The organism is Enterococcus sp. AZ196 (assembly GCF_050498845.1).
Classification (GTDB): Bacteria; Bacillota; Bacilli; order Lactobacillales; family Enterococcaceae; genus Enterococcus_A; species Enterococcus_A murrayae.
Genome location: NZ_JBIPAM010000002.1, coordinates 1162595 through 1179536, shown reverse-complemented (window position 1 = coordinate 1179536; position 16942 = coordinate 1162595). Strand labels below are relative to the sequence as shown.

Annotated in this window: 14 protein-coding genes and 1 pseudogene; 9 read left to right on the top strand and 6 right to left on the bottom strand. The window is 40.1% G+C overall.

What is annotated here, in order from left to right; genetic code table 11:
* The first annotated feature begins 87 nt into the window (after positions 1-87).
* The 4 genes from IGI67_RS23290 (at position 88) to IGI67_RS23275 (ending at position 3906) form a co-directional block, all read left to right on the top strand.
* Complete coding sequence (locus tag IGI67_RS23290) at positions 88-735, top strand: response regulator transcription factor (protein WP_429959510.1); 648 nt, start codon at positions 88-90, stop codon at positions 733-735.
* On the top strand, positions 716-2089 hold the full coding sequence (locus IGI67_RS23285) for a sensor histidine kinase (RefSeq protein WP_429959509.1): 1374 nt from the start codon (positions 716-718) through the stop codon (positions 2087-2089). Before IGI67_RS23290 ends, IGI67_RS23285 begins: the two co-directional genes overlap by 20 nt.
* Positions 2090-2286: 197 nt before the next feature.
* A complete protein-coding gene (locus IGI67_RS23280) occupies positions 2287-3096 on the top strand; it encodes a metallophosphoesterase (protein WP_429959508.1) in 810 nt (269 codons plus the stop codon).
* Positions 3097-3183: 87 nt separating this feature from the next.
* Positions 3184-3906 (top strand): alpha/beta hydrolase, encoded by a 723-nt coding sequence (locus IGI67_RS23275; protein WP_429959507.1) that lies wholly within the window; start codon positions 3184-3186, stop codon positions 3904-3906.
* Between the two features lie 129 nt (positions 3907-4035).
* Here the strand turns inward: IGI67_RS23275 and IGI67_RS23270 are convergent, their stop codons facing one another.
* Positions 4036-6093, bottom strand: coding sequence for a VWA domain-containing protein (locus tag IGI67_RS23270; protein ID WP_429959506.1), 2058 nt, complete (start codon positions 6091-6093; stop codon positions 4036-4038).
* A 389-nt stretch (positions 6094-6482) separates the two neighbouring features.
* Between IGI67_RS23270 and IGI67_RS23265 the strand changes: the two genes are divergently transcribed.
* Together IGI67_RS23265 and IGI67_RS23260 are read left to right on the top strand one after the other, a co-directional pair.
* Positions 6483-6866 carry a hypothetical protein gene (locus IGI67_RS23265; protein WP_429959505.1) on the top strand — a complete coding sequence of 128 codons (384 nt, stop codon included), beginning with the start codon at positions 6483-6485 and terminating at the stop codon, positions 6864-6866.
* Positions 6867-6917: 51 nt separating this feature from the next.
* The gene (locus tag IGI67_RS23260) at positions 6918-7583 is read left to right on the top strand and encodes a DUF2922 family protein (protein WP_429959504.1); all 666 of its coding nucleotides are present in this window, start codon (positions 6918-6920) and stop codon (positions 7581-7583) included.
* A gap of 135 nt (positions 7584-7718) precedes the next feature.
* Here IGI67_RS23260 and IGI67_RS23255 read toward each other — a convergent pair whose 3' ends face one another.
* Both IGI67_RS23255 and IGI67_RS23250 read right to left on the bottom strand, forming a co-directional pair.
* Positions 7719-8072: a helix-turn-helix transcriptional regulator gene (locus tag IGI67_RS23255; RefSeq protein ID WP_429959503.1), complete on the bottom strand. Its 354-nt coding sequence runs from the start codon at positions 8070-8072 to the stop codon at positions 7719-7721.
* 153 nt (positions 8073-8225) lie between these two features.
* A pseudogene (locus IGI67_RS23250) lies at positions 8226-8411 on the bottom strand (AraC family ligand binding domain-containing protein); the annotation flags it as partial.
* A 294-nt stretch (positions 8412-8705) separates the two neighbouring features.
* Here IGI67_RS23250 and IGI67_RS23245 point away from each other — a divergent pair.
* Entirely contained in the window at positions 8706-10373 is a 1668-nt protein-coding gene (locus IGI67_RS23245; RefSeq protein ID WP_429959502.1) for an alpha,alpha-phosphotrehalase, read from the top strand.
* A gap of 102 nt (positions 10374-10475) precedes the next feature.
* On the opposite strand, the gene IGI67_RS23240 is transcribed toward IGI67_RS23245, so the two are convergent.
* From IGI67_RS23240 to IGI67_RS23230, 3 genes are read right to left on the bottom strand one after another with little or no spacing between them, the layout of a single operon-like run.
* Positions 10476-10931 (bottom strand): PTS sugar transporter subunit IIA, encoded by a 456-nt coding sequence (locus IGI67_RS23240; protein ID WP_429959501.1) that lies wholly within the window; start codon positions 10929-10931, stop codon positions 10476-10478.
* 1 nt (position 10932) lies between these two features.
* Positions 10933-13125 carry an alpha-galactosidase gene (locus tag IGI67_RS23235; protein WP_429959500.1) on the bottom strand — a complete coding sequence of 731 codons (2193 nt, stop codon included), beginning with the start codon at positions 13123-13125 and terminating at the stop codon, positions 10933-10935.
* A 2-nt stretch (positions 13126-13127) separates the two neighbouring features.
* On the bottom strand, positions 13128-13982 hold the full coding sequence (locus IGI67_RS23230; RefSeq protein WP_207108222.1) for an AraC family transcriptional regulator: 855 nt from the start codon (positions 13980-13982) through the stop codon (positions 13128-13130).
* Between the two features lie 153 nt (positions 13983-14135).
* Between IGI67_RS23230 and IGI67_RS23225 the strand changes: the two genes are divergently transcribed.
* A complete protein-coding gene (locus IGI67_RS23225) occupies positions 14136-15473 on the top strand; it encodes a glycoside hydrolase family 32 protein (RefSeq protein WP_207108223.1) in 1338 nt (445 codons plus the stop codon).
* Between the two features lie 12 nt (positions 15474-15485).
* Positions 15486-16871 carry a PTS transporter subunit EIIC gene (locus IGI67_RS23220; RefSeq protein ID WP_207108224.1) on the top strand — a complete coding sequence of 462 codons (1386 nt, stop codon included), beginning with the start codon at positions 15486-15488 and terminating at the stop codon, positions 16869-16871.
* The last annotated feature ends 71 nt before the right edge of the window (positions 16872-16942 follow it).

Here is a 16942-nt window from a genome sequence, read left to right as displayed (position 1 = left end):
AAGGCGTTCGAGCTATTGTTACATCTGTCTGCGATCATTGCCGAAAAAATCAACGGATCGCACGGTTTTAGAAGGGAATAATCCAAAGTGAAGATTTTACTATGTGAAGACGAAGATAAAATGCGTGAGCTATTGAAGAAATTTTTCGAAAAGGAAGGCTATACAGTGGTAGAAGCCAGCGATGGCGAAGCTGCCATGGAGAAATTTTACGCAGAGACCTTTGACTTGGCGATTTTGGACTGGATGATGCCAAAAATGACAGGGCTGGAGGCCGCTAAAAGAATGAAAAGCGAGCGCAATATCAAAATCTTGATGTTGACGGCCAAAAATCTGCCAGAAGATGAGGTACGAGCATTAATGACCGGTGTCGATGACTATTTAGCGAAGCCGTTTCATGCCCAGGTCCTTTTAGCGCGGGCAGCGAAATTGTTAGGAGTGATTCAGCAAGATATCAAGCAGCCGCTGATTTTTATCCCCAATGAGAAGCGTGCATTGTTAAATGATGTGGCGCTGAGTCTGACCAACAGGGAGTATGACATGCTGTATTATCTGTATCAGAATCAAGGTCTGCCTTTAACACGGGAACAGATTCTTTTATCCGTTTGGGGAATGGATCATGAAAATGATGAAAGGACCGTCGACAGTTTTATTCGTATTTTACGAGAAAAGGTAGGGAAAGAACTTATCCAAACTGTTTATGGAACAGGCTACCGCTTTGAATTACCGAAAAAATAGTCTGACTCGCGCATTTATCCAGCGTATCGCGATCATCTTTATTTTGATTCTGTCACTCGTTACGATTTTTTATCGCTGGGGCTTTCCAACCTATTATTATTGGAAGATGGAGCAGCCGGTCAAGGAAGCGCAAAAATTGATACAAAGCGGGAAAAAAGAGCAAGTAGACGATGAGCTGGTAGTTATCGCAATCGAGAACAAGCCCGCTATTTCAAATGAGGAGTTGACCAGCGACATGGCCTTCCGCTTGAGCCAAGCCGGGATCTCATTGAATCGCTTTTGGATTGATCAGACAACTACCGCCGCTGTTAAAAAAGGGCGGTCAGTCCAACGATTATACAATCAGACGCGGCAACGAAATGATTTCTATACTATTTTCTTTGCTCAAGACAACAAATTCTACTTAATAGGGACGAGTATTCCAGATTTTCAGGCGGCTATCCAAACATTATTTCCGATTTTAATCGCGGCGACGAGTGTCTTTTTGGTGCTGCTGCTTGGTCTGATCGTTCTCTTAGTCCGGCGGCAGATCATCGAACCGATTCGCCGCTTAGAACAAACGACTCGAAACATCTCCCAATTGAATTTTGCCGACTCCGATATCACGGTTGAAAATGAGCTGGGGAATCTAAGTCAATCGATCAATCAAATGAAGCGGTCGCTTCAAGAACATGAAATGGAGATGCTTGAGCGCAATGATCAATTGAAGGCCTTCTCGTCTAATTTGGCCCATGAGCTAAAAACTCCCTTATCCGTTATGCAGCTGCTCGTTGACGGTGAAAAAATGGCGTTAGAGAATCCCAGCTTCTTAGACGATCTTGATCAGCAGCTCATCAATATGAACGAATTAGTCGCCAATCTGCTGCACTATAGTCAACAGTTAAAGGAAGCAATCCAGTTAGAGCCGGTGGCGATCAACGGGCTAATCGAAAAAGAAGTGGCCCAGCAGCAGCTCATTGATCAAAAATTCAAAATTGCGCTTGAGGTAGAACCCTGTCAGCTTGATACAAATGAGCCATTGCTGAAGGTCGTACTGATCAATCTATTAACAAACGGGATCAAATACAGCCTGAATAAACAAATGAGCATTAGCGGTAAAAAGAAACACGATCATTATTTGCTGATTTTTGAGAATTTGTCTGCAAAAATATCCCCTAAGCAGATCACTCAGCTAACCAAACCGTTTGTAGTAGGGGAGGCATCACGAAATAATCACCTGGCAGGAACCGGCTTAGGCCTTTCGATCGTCGAACAAACACTCCAGCGAATCGGTGGAGAATTGACACTTCAGCAGAAAGAACATCGTTTTATCGCGACCGTTATCCTTCCTATCAAGCAAAAACCAGTCCATTAAGTTGTGCTGGTTTTTCTTTTGCACAAGTTTTGCATAATTGTTTTCTATGCTTTGCTCATGGGAGAGGATCGGATGACGAATCAAGCAAAACGAAGAGTGATTATTGGAATCCTGGTATTTGCACTGCTTCTATCGGGTAGTGCATTGGCGATTCTATCACTGCAATAGAACGAAAAAACGAAAAGGCAGGTCAACTTATGTTTAAAAAAATTTTCATCGGACTAGTATTAATTTTAGTCTGCATTCCTATTTATGCCTTCAAAATCGAACCCAGCTTAGCAGTGGTTCACCGGCTGCAGTTAGGCAATAAATCAATGCCCAAGGAATTAAAAGTCCTTCAGCTTTCAGACATTCAAGTATCTGAAAGCTATTCAACGAAACGGTTGGATAAGGTCATTCGTAAAGTCAATAAAGAAAAACCGGATATCATTGTATTTACTGGCGATCTTTTTGATAATTACGCACAATACAATCACGAACCGGAAATCATTGAGAAGCTTAAGGAAATGAAAGCAACGATTGGGAAATACGCGGTTTGGGGAAATCATGATTATGGCGGCGGAGCAGCTAGAGTCTATCAGCAGGTCATGAATGCAGCGAATTTTGAAGTATTAAAAAATGCTGGTGAAACATTGACTCTCGCAAATGGCAAAAAAGTCTTCATTGGAGGGTTGGATGATTCTCTACTAGGTGCTCCTTCGATCGAGGAAACCTTGAGCTATCGCCAAAGATACGACTATTCTATATTACTTACTCATGAACCAGATGTAGCGGATGGATTTGTGGGCACCAATACACAATTAGTATTGGCCGGACACAGTCATGGCGGGCAGGTCCGCCTGCCGTTTTATGAAGTAAAAAATGTTTTAGCAAAAAAATATACTCGCGGACTCTATGAACTGAAGGATCATACCAAGCTATACGTCAATACCGGGCTGGGCACGACCGCCATTCACGCGCGATTGGGCGTACCGCCGGAAATTTCCGTCTTTCACTTGCATTTTTAAACACATTTTCCAAGTGGGTGTCGCCTAAAGTTTGTTGGACATTATGGGAAAATGGTATGATAGCAACGAAAGAAAGGAACGATCAAAGTGAAAAAATGGAAAAAGCTCCTTCTGATCCTTGTTATCGGATTAGCCCTCGTATTAGGTGGTGGCATAGCGTATTTAAAAACGCAAAGCTATTCTCCAACCAATAATGCATTGCAGACCGCAAAAAAAGCAGAGGACAGCGGGGATTGGTTGTATTTCTCTGGCAAGGATCAAACAAAACCTATGATCATTTTTTATCCGGGCGCACTTGTTGAACCCGAAAGCTATAGCCCTTGGGCACAAACCTTAGCCAAAGCAGGATATCCCGTTTATATCCTGAAAATGCCTCTGGATTTAGCCGTTTTAGCACCTAACCGCGGGGAAAAGGTTCTTTCTGAACACCCCAAGCGCGACTATATAGTAGGTGGCCATTCTTTAGGCGGCGTCATGGCCAGCCGCTTTGCAAAAGGGCATACCAATCATCTGGAGGGCGTCTTTTTCTTGGCTAGTTATCCAGATACAAAAGGAACCTTAGCAGATAAAAACCTCCCTGTATTGTCCTTGACTGCGGAAAATGATCGCGTCTTAAATCATGACGCCTATAAAAAGGCCAAGCAGGACTTACCTAAGTCTACCGATTATCAAGAAATCAGTGGCGGAAATCACGCCGGCTTTGGATCTTATGGTCCACAAAAAGGGGATGGCAAATCCGAGATCAATGATCAGAATCAACAAGTTGCCCAACAGCTGCTTTTATGGCTAAAGGAAAATGTTAACCATTAGCTTAGAAAATAGAAGGAACAAAACGAAAAGCCAAACGATCTTAAGCTTTCATAATTGAAAGTAAAAAGATTGTTTGGCTTTCATTTTGTTAAGTTTTTTTCGAAAAGACTTTAAGAATGTTAACTGGTACTAATTTATTTTCTTTAATAAGTAGATAGCGGCTCCGAATAGGCTAGTTCCCAGCAGAACCCAGATAATGCTGCTTCGGTCGTCATTGGTTTTAGGATAGCGCTTGTTAGAGGTGCTGGTCGTTTTAATGATTGCCGCTTTCCTGGAAGACTCGCTTGTTTTTGGTTCTTCCGTAGTAGCTGCCGGAGCGGTACTCTCGGTTGTCGAACTTTGAGTGGTACTAGGTTCTGTAGTACTTGGCTCCGTGGTACTTGGTTCTGTGGTACTTGGTTCTGTAGTGCTTGGCTCCGTGGTACTTGGTTCCGTGGTACTTGGTTCTGTTTCCTTATACGTATTAATCATAGTAAAGTGATTGTTTTCTTTATTTATTGAAAATTCAAAATCTGCGGGGATATTTACTTCATTGACATTATAAATGATTGTATCTCCAGCGTTGTTATACAAGGGCAGATCATTGTTAACACCTTGCACAGGTACAGTTGAAACAGTCGACTTGAAATTTTTCTCTTTTGTTAGTGAAAGAGTATCCGACGCTGCCCATGAACTTGGGTTGGCTAACGGTGTTCGAATCACTTGGTAGTCTATTTTGTCAGGAATCATTGATGCTGGTGCATTTTTCCATTGCTTTTCTAGGCTAAGGTCGACTTTGGGTGCTTTGATTGATGGAATCGGAAAATCTAGCAGCGATGAGCCATCACTTGCCGGGTCCAAGGTCGTTCGCTGGTTACACAAATACCAGAATTCACCTTTAAAATCATTTGCCTCGGTATTTAATCGAACTTGATACGTCACGGTAATACGTTCGTTTACACCTAAGGCAAAGTTCGAAACAGTGATTACTTGATTTTGCTCAGTGACTTCTAAATTTCTTACTAACTCATCGGCTGGCAGCCAGTTTCCGCTAGAATCCTTTTTCCAACCAGCTTTCCTGTAGTTTGCTTCAGAAAAATTTCCACTGCCTTGCAGCAAAATATCTTCACCCATTGGGTCAGTTACAGTGCCCTTTGGGATAGTTTTCGTTGCCGAGTTGATAATATTTTTTAACGCATCCCCTAATCCTAGAAGATTTTCGTCTATAGGACTATAGTGACTCTCTTTGTCCGCGATATTTCGTGCAATATATTCCCCTCTAGGAGTGGGGGCAGTACCGATGGAATAAGTGATGATGCCTTTTTCCTTTAAAGCAACGATTGTTCCAAGAGTGGCATCAGTAACAACGGTTTTATCGACCTTGTTCCCATTGGCATCAGAAATCGTATCACTAGTATTAAATTGTGGCGACTCAGTCTGAAAGTCTTTATTATAAGCAGCAGTATGGTAACCATTATAATCCGTAATTTGACCAGTATTTGGGTAGGTAGCTGCATTATCCACAGGAAGGTAGCTGCGATTTGCACTGCCATCTCCAACGTGAATCAAGATTTTCTCAGCCCCTGGTCTGCCTTGATTCAATAAAAGCTCTTGACCTGCGATCAATCCCTTTTGTATAAAAGTACCCGTATGGCTTTCAGCGGTGTTAGTCAAAAAGTTTTGCAGCTGATTCATGTCATTTGTCAAGCCGTTTGTAGAATACACATTTCTGTTGTAGGCGACAATCCCGATTTGAGCAACTCCGTTTGATAAGGAATCCCCTAATTCTGCACCGAACTCCTGCAGTCCTCTTAATGTGTTGGTCAATTTCTCCCCCTGCATAGAAGAAGAGTAGTCAATAACTAAGACAATATCTAACGGTGGGTGAGGAATCTCATTTCCTTTAATATCTAGGGTCACATCGAACAATCCTTGCTTTTTCGGATTGGATTTGACTGTCTTTCTAACATAGGCCTGATCCTGATAGTTAACGAAACCCTCAGAATCTACCGGTAGTTGATTTGTGTTTGTGTAGCCGTAATTGTACGTATCTCCATTTGCGACTCCATTACTTATGAAATTACCCGCGTTCGTTGATTCGTATTGAAAAGGACTCTCAGCAGCCAACGTTGTTGTAGAATTGGCAACAAAGAAAACAAATAGCATAGCTATAACAGTCCCGAACGACGTAAAAAACTTATTTTTCATAATATCCTCCATTAGTAACTTTATTTCGTCTCGATTATAACACTTATCGCTTTATTCTCGTAAAGATACACTCATAAATAAAGATGAAAACGCCTAACAGTTTTATTAATGACAGAATGCATCAAGAGATAATGGAGAAGCGTTTTAAAAGTAGGAATAATTACTTTCTTTAAGTAGAAGAGACTCGCTGAAATAATTTTTTTGAAAGGGTATTCATTATTTTATGGGCATAGAAAGCCTGATGTGATAGGAAAAAGCTTCTAAGAATCATTATACTTTAATAATTATTAATTTATTGGTGTGTAAAAGACGTGACAAAAGGAGTATTTTGTTGTTGTAGATATCTCAAATAATAATTAGTAAATTCTAGAGTGAAAGGAGGCAACCCCATGAAAGAATTTGGACTGAGCAAACAGAAATTATTTAGTCTCACTCGCCAGACATTGGAAAAACGCATTCGTAAATTTTATTTTGAAACGAAAGATGGAAAGGCCGCCATCGAAATGCTGATCACACTTCAGGTGAGAGATGACTTGTGTGAAGCAGATTTTTCAAATATGCTGCGATCACTCGTACAGCATATCTTCTTAAAAACAAGATCAACCGCAGCCATGCGCCGCTATTATTTTTATTTCACTACCTATTTCCAAGAAAAAGATTGGCAATTATTATTAATTAAATTATTTCCAGCACAAACATTTATCGCTGAAAAGCTTGAGCACCTATACACACAAGTTATCAAAGCGCCTTCAACAAGATTGGCGGAATCATGACCTGATTAACAGAAAAAGTGGAAGATAACAAACGAAAGGGAAGAGAAGCAAATGATTGAAACATATACATTAGATGCGGAATTTGCTAACAGCAACGGCAAATCCCAACATCTTCGAATAAAAGATGTAGACCCAACCAAAACCGCAGATGAAATCAAAGCCGCTTTAACAAAAATGACGAAGCTCACTTTGTTTGAAAAAGACGGGGTTGGTTTATACAAAGAAGTGCTGCACGCTACACGAATCAAAAAGACCGTGAAACCAATTTTTGATGATCAAACAAAAGAAGTAATCCAGACGCCATCGCCTATGATGATGGAAACAGAACCTTTGTCTGTAAAAGAAGACGCACTGCAACAGGTGCAAGAACCTGTGGATACTATAGAAAATATTCGCATTCCTGAGGATTTGACTATCATAGAAGAAATACCAGAGCCGGGTGTGCTGATTCAAAATATCGAGCTTCCTATGGGGATTGACCCTTGGTCATTAAACGAGGAGCAAGCAGGTATTTTGCTTCTTTCATGTGTACCCAATGGCGCCTCGCTGATAAACATTGAAATCAATGATCAAGTGGCACCTCCAAGACTGATCGTTACATCGGGGATTGAACAGGAGAGTTTGCCGGCTGAAACACCGACAGCAACCCAATCTCCGCCGGCAAAACCCAAAAAAGCCCGAAATCGGCGTCTGAATCGGATTCGTAAACAAGAATAACCAATCGTGTGTCTCATCAAAAAATCCAACGTTGGTATGAGGCGCAGGTTTAAACGAAGCAACAAACCAAATAAAAATTTTTGCCCGCTAAAGCAGCGGGCTATTTGGCATAGGAATCGGACGAATAATAAACTGTCAACAGCTCTTTCGGTAATCAGAAGGAGAAAGAGTGGTCGCTTTCTTAAACACCTTTGAAAAGGCTAACGGTTCTGGAAAACCTACGGAATTAGCAATGATATTAATCGGATGGTCAGTTGTACTTAACAGCTCTTTCGCTTTGTCAATCTGAACCTTACGCAGAAATGCTTTTGGACTCATCAGGTATTTCTTTTTGAATACGTGAGAAAGATGATTAGGATGTACGCCCAATTCTGAAGCAAGCTCATTAATTTGAATCCCATCATGAAAGTGTAGGTCAATATATCTTCTTGCTTGAAAGGCAATTGAAGTATCCATAATAGAAACTTTTTTTATTTCCTTATTTTCCAATAAATGCCCCACAAGAGTGTTCAGAACGCCATTTCCTTTAAGATATTTTGACAGATCATTGCTGTCCATCTCGATAATCTCAGCGATTTGCTTATGAAAAAAATGGCGGTCCGGCTCTTCCAGCTCAAAGATCGGATTCTGTTGTTGACAAAGTAATTGAACATATTGATCAACTTGGGTTCCTAGAAAACCGATCCATGAATAATTCCATGGGTCGTCGGCTGAAGCTTTGTATGTAATGAGGTCTTTAGCTGGGCTTATAAATCCTTGACCGGCACTTAGTTGAAAGCTTTTCTTATTAAGCGTAAAGGTGCCCTTTCCTGAGGTTATGAAATGAATGAAATATTACTCTCGAGAAATTGGGCCGTATGTATAATTAGGTTCACAATTTTGGATGCCGCAGCTATAAAAATTGAAATCAGAAATCATTTTTCTTTCAAACTTGTGGCTTTTATCGGTATATTGCCATTTACCATACATTTTCGTTCCTCTTCTCATCTTTTTCTTATAAATCATTTTAGCATGAAATCGTAAGAGTATTTGATTTTGACATGAAATACTCTTTTTTTTACATGTATTCATTAGATATTGCCATGTTACGCTTGTTTTATCACAAGTATGGAGGAAAGCTCAATGAATGATTGGTGGAAAAAAGCAACAGTTTATGAAATCTATCCTAGAAGTTTTAAAGACACGAATAATGATGGTATTGGTGATATTCAGGGGATTATTGAGAAGCTTGATTATCTAGAGAATTTGGGGATCGATCTTTTGTGGGTGACTCCTATGTATGTCTCTCCTCAACATGACAATGGTTATGATATTTCGGATTATTACGCTATTGACCCTTTATATGGAACGATGGAAGACTTTGATAGATTAATCCAAGTGGCTAAAAAAAGAAATATCTATCTAATGATGGACATGGTTCTAAACCATACTTCTATTGAGCATAAATGGTTCAAAGAATCTCGAAAGTCGAAAGACAATCCTTATCGCGACTATTATTTTTGGAAAGATCTCAAGCCTGATGGCTCCGCTCCAAATAATTGGACCTCTCGGTTTGGCGGAAGCGCGTGGAAATATGATGAGAAAACAGAACAAGCCTATCTACACCTATTTGATGAGACTCAGGCCGATTTAAATTGGGAAAATGAAAATGTTCGAAACGAATGCTACAAGATCTTAGATTTTTGGGCGAAAAAGGGAATAAAGGGCTTCCGATTGGATGTGGTCAATCTACTTTCTAAAACACCTGGATTGCCTGATGATCCAGTTCTTGGTCCGACGGGTGATGGTCGTACGCACAATGTTGATGGTCCTAAAATCCACGAATATCTTCATGCTATGAACCAAGAAGTATTTAAATCTATGCAGCTGGTAACAGTAGGGGAAATGTCTTCTTCTACACCTGAGCAATGTTTATTATACTCGCAAGAAGAACGTGAAGAGCTCTCTATGATCTTCAGTTTTCATCATATGAAATCAGATTATAAGGGGAAGGCTAAGTGGACCAATGAACCCTTCTCACTGGAGAAGTTAAAGGCGAGCCAATCGCTTTTTCAAGAGAAGATGCATAAGGGCAAGGGCTGGAATGCACTATTTTATTCAAATCATGACCAGCCAAGAGCACTGTCTCGTTTTGCGGATGACCGTATGTATCGACAAGAGAGCGCTAAGCTGTTAGCTATCACTCTCTTCGGTCAGCAGGGGACTACGTTCATTTATCAAGGAGAAGAGATTGGTATGACCAATGCCTATTTTTCAAGCATTGATGACTATAAAGATACTGAAAGCCTAGCAGCCTATGAGGAGCTGATCGCTTCTGGCTTCAGCGAAAGAGAAGCTCTGATCATTTTGCAACAAAAATCAAGAGATAACGCCCGTACCCCAATGCAATGGGATAACAGCATATACAAAGGCTTTTCAACTAGAGAACCTTGGTTAAGAATAAATCCAGATGAAATAAGTGCAGAAAAAGAAATGAGCGATGAAAACTCGGTGTTTTACACCTACCAAAGACTAATCGCGTATCGAAAAAAATATCCAATCTTTACTGAGGGAAGTTACCGAGCGCTTGATGCCGAAAACAAAGAGCTATTCATTTATGAACGACTTTATAACGAGGAAAAACTCTTGATTATCAGCAATTTTAGCAATAAAAATATCCACTACAAAATGCCAGCTGATTACCGAGAACCCCATAGAATCAACATATTAGAAAGCAACTATGGAAGAGAGAACCTATCAGCTACTCTGGAATTGAAGCCCTACGAAAGTTTACTGTTGTTTCGCGAGTAAACAAAAAAACTTCAAGTTTTCTTGAAGTTTTTTTATTGTTTAGCTGATATGGCCGGCATTAAATAAAGGTGGCCCGCTAAAAGCGATGTTTCTATCTCACGTCTATAGGATTCCTAGGTTGTCATGAACATTTACGCCGACAGCATTGGTTAGCTCAATTGCTTCTCTATTTTCGAAAGCGATAATCACAGTGGTTTGCTTTCCTTGCTCCAAAATAAATGGCAGGTCAACAGTCGCCAGTAATGTTTGTTCACTGATCGTTTGCCCACTATCAACATGCACTTCAATTCCTTGACCGTTCAGTTCAACTGTATCGATACCGATATGAACCAGAACCGGCTGTCCTTTTTTTGTTTCTAATAAGATTGTATGTTTGGTTGGGAAAACGCTGACCACTTTACCATTGATTGGGCTGTAAACAGCTGCTTCTTCTGGCTCAATGCCAAATCCAGCGCCCATCGCTTTCGAAGAAAAAACGGGATCGTTAACATCTTCTATTTTGATCAATTCACCGCTTACTGCGGCAAATACTACTTCTTTTTTTCGGTTGAAAAACATCCTACACACTCTCCGCTTCTATTTTCTTTAGTTTTATTTTTTGAACGATACAATCACCTTTAGGATTTTCCAAGGCCAGACCGCAGTTGATCAACTCTGAACCAGAATACACTTGTCTAGTTGTTTCTTCTTGGTAAAGTGCGTGATGGTCAAGACCAGGCAGCTTGATCAATAAACTCAAATCAAACACTTGATACCTATTGCGAAATAGATAAATCACGGCTTGCTCTTTATTCAAGAACATCCACCCACAGGTATTTCCTTCAAAAGGGGACTGCAGTCTATGAAAAGTTCCTTCCATAATGAGTTTTCTTTCTTGTTTGTACTCTTTTAAATGGCTTCGAACGGCTTTTTTCTCATCCTCTGTCAATTGAGCAATGTTCATTTCATAACCCATATTGGTAGAAGAAGCGAGAGCAGCTCGAGTTTTAAAGGGAACCACCCGATTTGTTTGATGATTAGGTACATCAGAAACATGGCCAGTCATTGATGAAATGGGGAACAAGTAGCTAGCACCATATTGAATTTGCTGCCTATCTAAACCATCCGTATTATCGCTGATCCACGTTTGCGGAAAATAGAAAAGCATTCCAGGGTCTAATCTACCGCCGCCGCTAGAGCAATTCTCGAAAAGAACCTCAGGAAAGGCACTTGTTAATTCATTGAGAACCCGATACAGTCCTAACATATAACGATGGGGGTATTCAGTTGATTCAAACGTTTGCTGCTGGGAAAAAGGGTCGGTCATATGGCGATTCATGTCCCATTTAACGTAGCTCACACCAAGTTCCATGATTGTTTTAGCGACAGTTTCAATAATGAAGTGCTGGACCTCTGGGTTTGTAAGATCCAATACATATTGATTTCGACCCAGCAGCGGCTCATAATTTTTACTTCTCATAACCCAGTCAGGATGCTTTTGAAGTAATTCCGTCTTTGGCGAAATCATCTCAGGCTCAAACCAAATGCCAAATCCAATATTTTTTTCTTTGGCATAATCAACTAAGGGCTTGAGGCCATCTGGAAATTTATCTGTATCAACAGTCCAATCTCCCAAAGATGTTTTACTGCTGTTTCTCTTTCCATACCAGCCATCGTCCAATACTACTGTTTCAAAGCCTAGATCAGCAGCAGCATCAATCAAATCAATGATTCGTTTGTGATTGACATCATAATAGGTCATTTCCCAACTATTAATGAGAAGCGGCCGCTCTTTATTTTTCCAAGCTGGAGAAATCAAATGATCAGTGAAGAAGCGATGGAAACTTTGCGAACTGCCATTAAAGCCTCGATCGCTATAAGATAAAAGGGCTTGAGGACTGTAAAAAGTTTCCTCAGCATTTAGCTGCCATGAAAATGTCTCGCTAGCTAACCCAGCTTGCATTCGTAAGTGATCATATTGATCTCTTTCTAATATGATTTCGTGATTCCCGCTGTAAATCAAGGTCATGGCATGAACTTCACCACGGAACTCATCGGCCCCTTTTGATAAAGCAATGTAAGGCGGATACTGTGGCCCGCTAGCGCCTCTAGAGCTACCAATCTTATATAGCCCATGCTGAATCTCACTGCGATTTAACTGAAACTCCTTTTGATGGGTTCCATAAAAGGTTGTGGAAAGCTGCTGGTCGTATCTAACATCAATGGAAGCACTGAATAATTTGGCTATTTTTATTGGCCGAGTTCCGATATTTTTTATTTTTGATGACCGGACGATCACAGAAGAATCTGCAAAAATTGTATAGTACAAAGCTAATTCTATTTCAGCAATCTGATCAGATAAATAAATGATCAGGGTTTGTGCTTCTTCATCAGCACCTCTTGCATGAGGCAAATCAGATAGTTGGTTTACTCCATTTTTGATTTCATAGCTTTGAAAACAGAATCTGACCAGCTCATCGCCATTTGCTTGTTGAATCTGTACTGCAGAATTCCTGAAATCTCCTTGATGGGGATAGGGGAACTCGAAGGGGAGAAATTCAGGAGAGACCTCAGGCTTTTCAGCAATAGGAGCTGCAGCAAAAGTTCTCTTTTTCAACGGCGGGCGATTACTAAAATGATAGCTCGTTAATTTTTTCCCCCAGTAACGATGAACCAGATAGGTATCTTCAACAATTTCCATAATATAGGTGATCTGCTCATTGGATAAGGTAAAGGTATTTGCTTCGGCATTGAAATGAATGAGATCCTGCATGATTAGTTATGATCCTTTCTGTATTCAGTAGGGGATATCCCCATTTCTTTTCTAAAAAATTTTGAGAAGGAGAGGGCGTCAGTAAAGCCAACTGAACCGGCAATCAGATTAATTGGATCATCGCTTTCCGTCAATAATTTTTTGGCTTTGTTGATTTTTAAATTGGTTAAATACTTCTTGGGTGAAACGCCGATCTCCTCTTTAAACATTGCTGATAAATAGTTAGGATGGATACCTACAGAATAGGCGATATCAGAAATTTGAATATCATCGTGATAATGCAGATCCATATATCGCATTGCCTGAAAAGAAGGGGAGGTCTGATGATCGTTTACCGTTTCTATCTCACACTCCCCTAAGAGCGTCCCTACAATGTCATACATAATTCCATTAATCTTAAAATATGAACCAAAGGTGTTCTGATTTAGTTCAATTATTTCCTCGATTCTTTTTTCATAAAAAGAAGCATCCGCACAATCCATCACGAAGCTAGCTTTGCTTGATTGAAGCAAGGTTTGAACAAAATTGACTGATTCTATGCCAGTAAAGCCAATCCAGGAATACTTCCAAGGATCTTGCTGATTTGCTGTATAGGTAGAAACAACATTTGCCGGTACAATAAAGAGTTGATTCTCATGTACTTCAATCTGCTGATTTTCTATTTCCAGCAGTCCTTTGCCCTCCTTCACAAAATGAATAAAGTGATAGTCTCTTCTTTTGGGCCCGTAACTATAATCGGGCTCACAATATTCAATCCCACTGTTATACAAAATGAAGTCTGAGATACTCTTCTTTGAAAAATCAGTAAACCTATCCGTATACTCTCTCAAATTATTATTCATGGTCCTATTATACATAGCAACGCTTAACAAAGAATGGCCGTCTTAGAAATTTCCATATATCCATTAATTTTTTCCATATTCCAAATGGATTAAAGGATGTTAAGATTTCATCAACCAAGGTTATGAAAACGCATTAATGCAAATGATTTTAAGGAGGTAGTAACGGATTTGGCGAATCAGCACAAGAATTCTTTCCATATAGAGCCGGCAAAAGGATTATTGAACGATCCAAATGGATTAATTCAATTTAAAGGAACCTATTATTTTTTTCATCAATGGAATCGTTTTGAAACTAATCACGAGTATAAAGAGTGGGGACTGTTTACTTCAAAGGATTTAGTACAGTGGGAAAGTCAAGGTTCCGCGATTTTACCAGATACAGAAAGTGATAAAAATGGCATCTACTCGGGAAGCGCGATTGAAAAAGATGGAAAAATGTATCTTTTCTATACGGGAAACAGCAAAAATCAAGGAAAGAGAGCGAGCTGCCAAAAAATCGCCTACTCAGAAGACGGAAAAACCTTTATCAAAATGGAAAAAGTTATCAAAACGCCTGCTGGCTATACAGAGCATCATCGAGATCCCAAGGTTTGGCAAAAAAATGGCAAGTGGTGGATGATCGTAGGGGCGCAGTCAGCAGCAAATGTCGGAGCTGTCACATTGTTTGAATCCAGTGATTTAATTAATTGGCATTATCAGGGTGAATTTTATTCAAATGAGTTATTAGATCAGATGTGTGAGTGTCCAGATGTATTTTCCCTATCTGAAGAAGCAGATATCTTGCTGGTATGCCCGCAAAAAAGAACCCCTATTGAAGAATCAGATTTGTCGCTTTCTAGTTACGCAGGATACTTAGTGGGAAAAGTAGATTATCAGCAAAAGAAATTTATTGAAAAAGAAGCATTACGAAAAATAGACTATGGATTTGATTTTTACGCCCCGCAAACCTTTGAAGATGATAAGAAAAGACGAATTATCACCGCCTGGATGTCTCGAATGGGCGATAAGGAAGAGGTCTACTGTCCTACAGTTGCCGACGGTTACCTGCATTGCTTGACCATGCCTAGAGAGCTGAAATGGAAAAACGATCGTCTTTATCAGCTTCCCTTAGAAGAATATCAGGCATTGAGAAAGGATCAATGCAACTATCGCGAAGATTCACTATTGATCAAAAATCAAAACGATACCTATGAGATGATTATCGAGTTTCAGGCTGCAATCACAGATTTTTCCATGACTTTAAATTCCGAAAGAAATTCAATTAGCTATAGAGAAGGCCGCTTGGAAATCAGCCGCATCAATTGGGTTTCAGGCGAGAGGGAAGCGAAAGTGCTTCCGGTGGATTCTCTTTCTAAGCTGCATATTTTCAATGACAATTCAGCAATGGAAGTGTTTATCAATGATGGCGAATACGTTTTTTCAATGAGAACCTTCAGCACCAGTGGCAGGGATGTCTACTATCAGAATTTAGGACACAACGGGTCAGTTATGTTTTATAATTATTAAGGAGGATAACAGATGAATAACAAAGAGATCGCAAAAAAAATCTTAGAGCTAGTCGGCGGAAATGAAAATGTCCAATCAGTGACACATTGCGCGACCAGACTTAGAATTATCACAAATGATAAGGATAAAATCGATATCAAAGCAGTCGAAGATATCGATAAAGTAAAGGGAAGCTTCTTCAATTCAGGGCAGTATCAAGTCATTTTGGGCACTGGTCTAGTGAATAAGGTATACGATGAATTCGTTCCGCTGATCGATGGTTCTGATAAGCCGTCAGATCAACAGCCAGCAGAAAAACAAAAAATGACTTTCCAACGAGCTATCAGAATATTCGGAGATGTTTTTGTTCCAATAATTCCCGTTTTAGTCGCTACAGGGCTTTTCATGGGACTTCGAGGGTTATTCACGCAAGAAGCTGTTTTAGGTGTCATCGGTCTTACTCCAGCGGACATTCCGCAGCAATTTCTAATGTTTACTCAAATTTTAACCGATACGGCTTTTGCCTTTTTACCTGCTTTAGTCGCTTGGTCTACCTTTAGAATTTTTGGCGGAACCCCTATTTTAGGGATCGTTCTAGGCTTAATGCTGGTAAGCTCTGTCCTGCCAAATGCCTATGAAGTAGGGCAGCAAGCAGCTGAACCAATGGTATTTTTCGGATTTATCAAGGTGGTTGGCTATCAAGGCTCCGTATTGCCAGCCTTTGTAACTGGAATTTTAGGCTCAAAAATCGAAGTATTTTTGAGAAAACGAATTCCTGATTCACTGGATCTAATTTTAACACCATTCTTAACTTTATTAACTGGACTTATTCTAGCACTGTTCATTATTGGACCCATTTTCCATGAAGTAGAGATCGGTGTTTTACATGCAGTAGAATTCCTATTAAATCTGCCTCTTGGGATTGGCGGATTGATTTATGGCAGCTTCGGTCAATTGCTGGGCATTTTTGGAATTCACCATATCCTAAATTTCTTAGAAATCAGCATGTTAGGGCAAGATGGCTGGAACTATTTGAATCCAATTGGAACTTGTGGAAATATTGCCCAAGCCGGGGCTGTTCTAGCAGTAGCGATCAAATCAGTTTCACCAAAAATGAAACAAATTGCTTATCCTTCAGCACTATCAGCAGCACTAGGGATTACCGAACCTGCAATTTTCGGTGTCACGCTGCGTCTAATTAAACCCTATATCATGTCAATGATTGGCGGAGGTGTCGGCGGATTCTTGGCATCCATTCTGCAACTTAAGGCAACCGGGATGGCTTTAACAGGAATCCCAGGAACACTGCTCTATTTAAATGAACAGCTGCCATTTTATATTCTAGTCAATCTTGTCGCTTTTGGTGTTTCTTTCGGATTAACCTGGACGTTTGGTTATAAAAAAGATCAAGAATTGTAAGCCACTCTGGTTTATCAATTGAGTAGACAATAGCTAAAAGCGGAGAAAACCAAAAAATTTCTCCGCTTTTA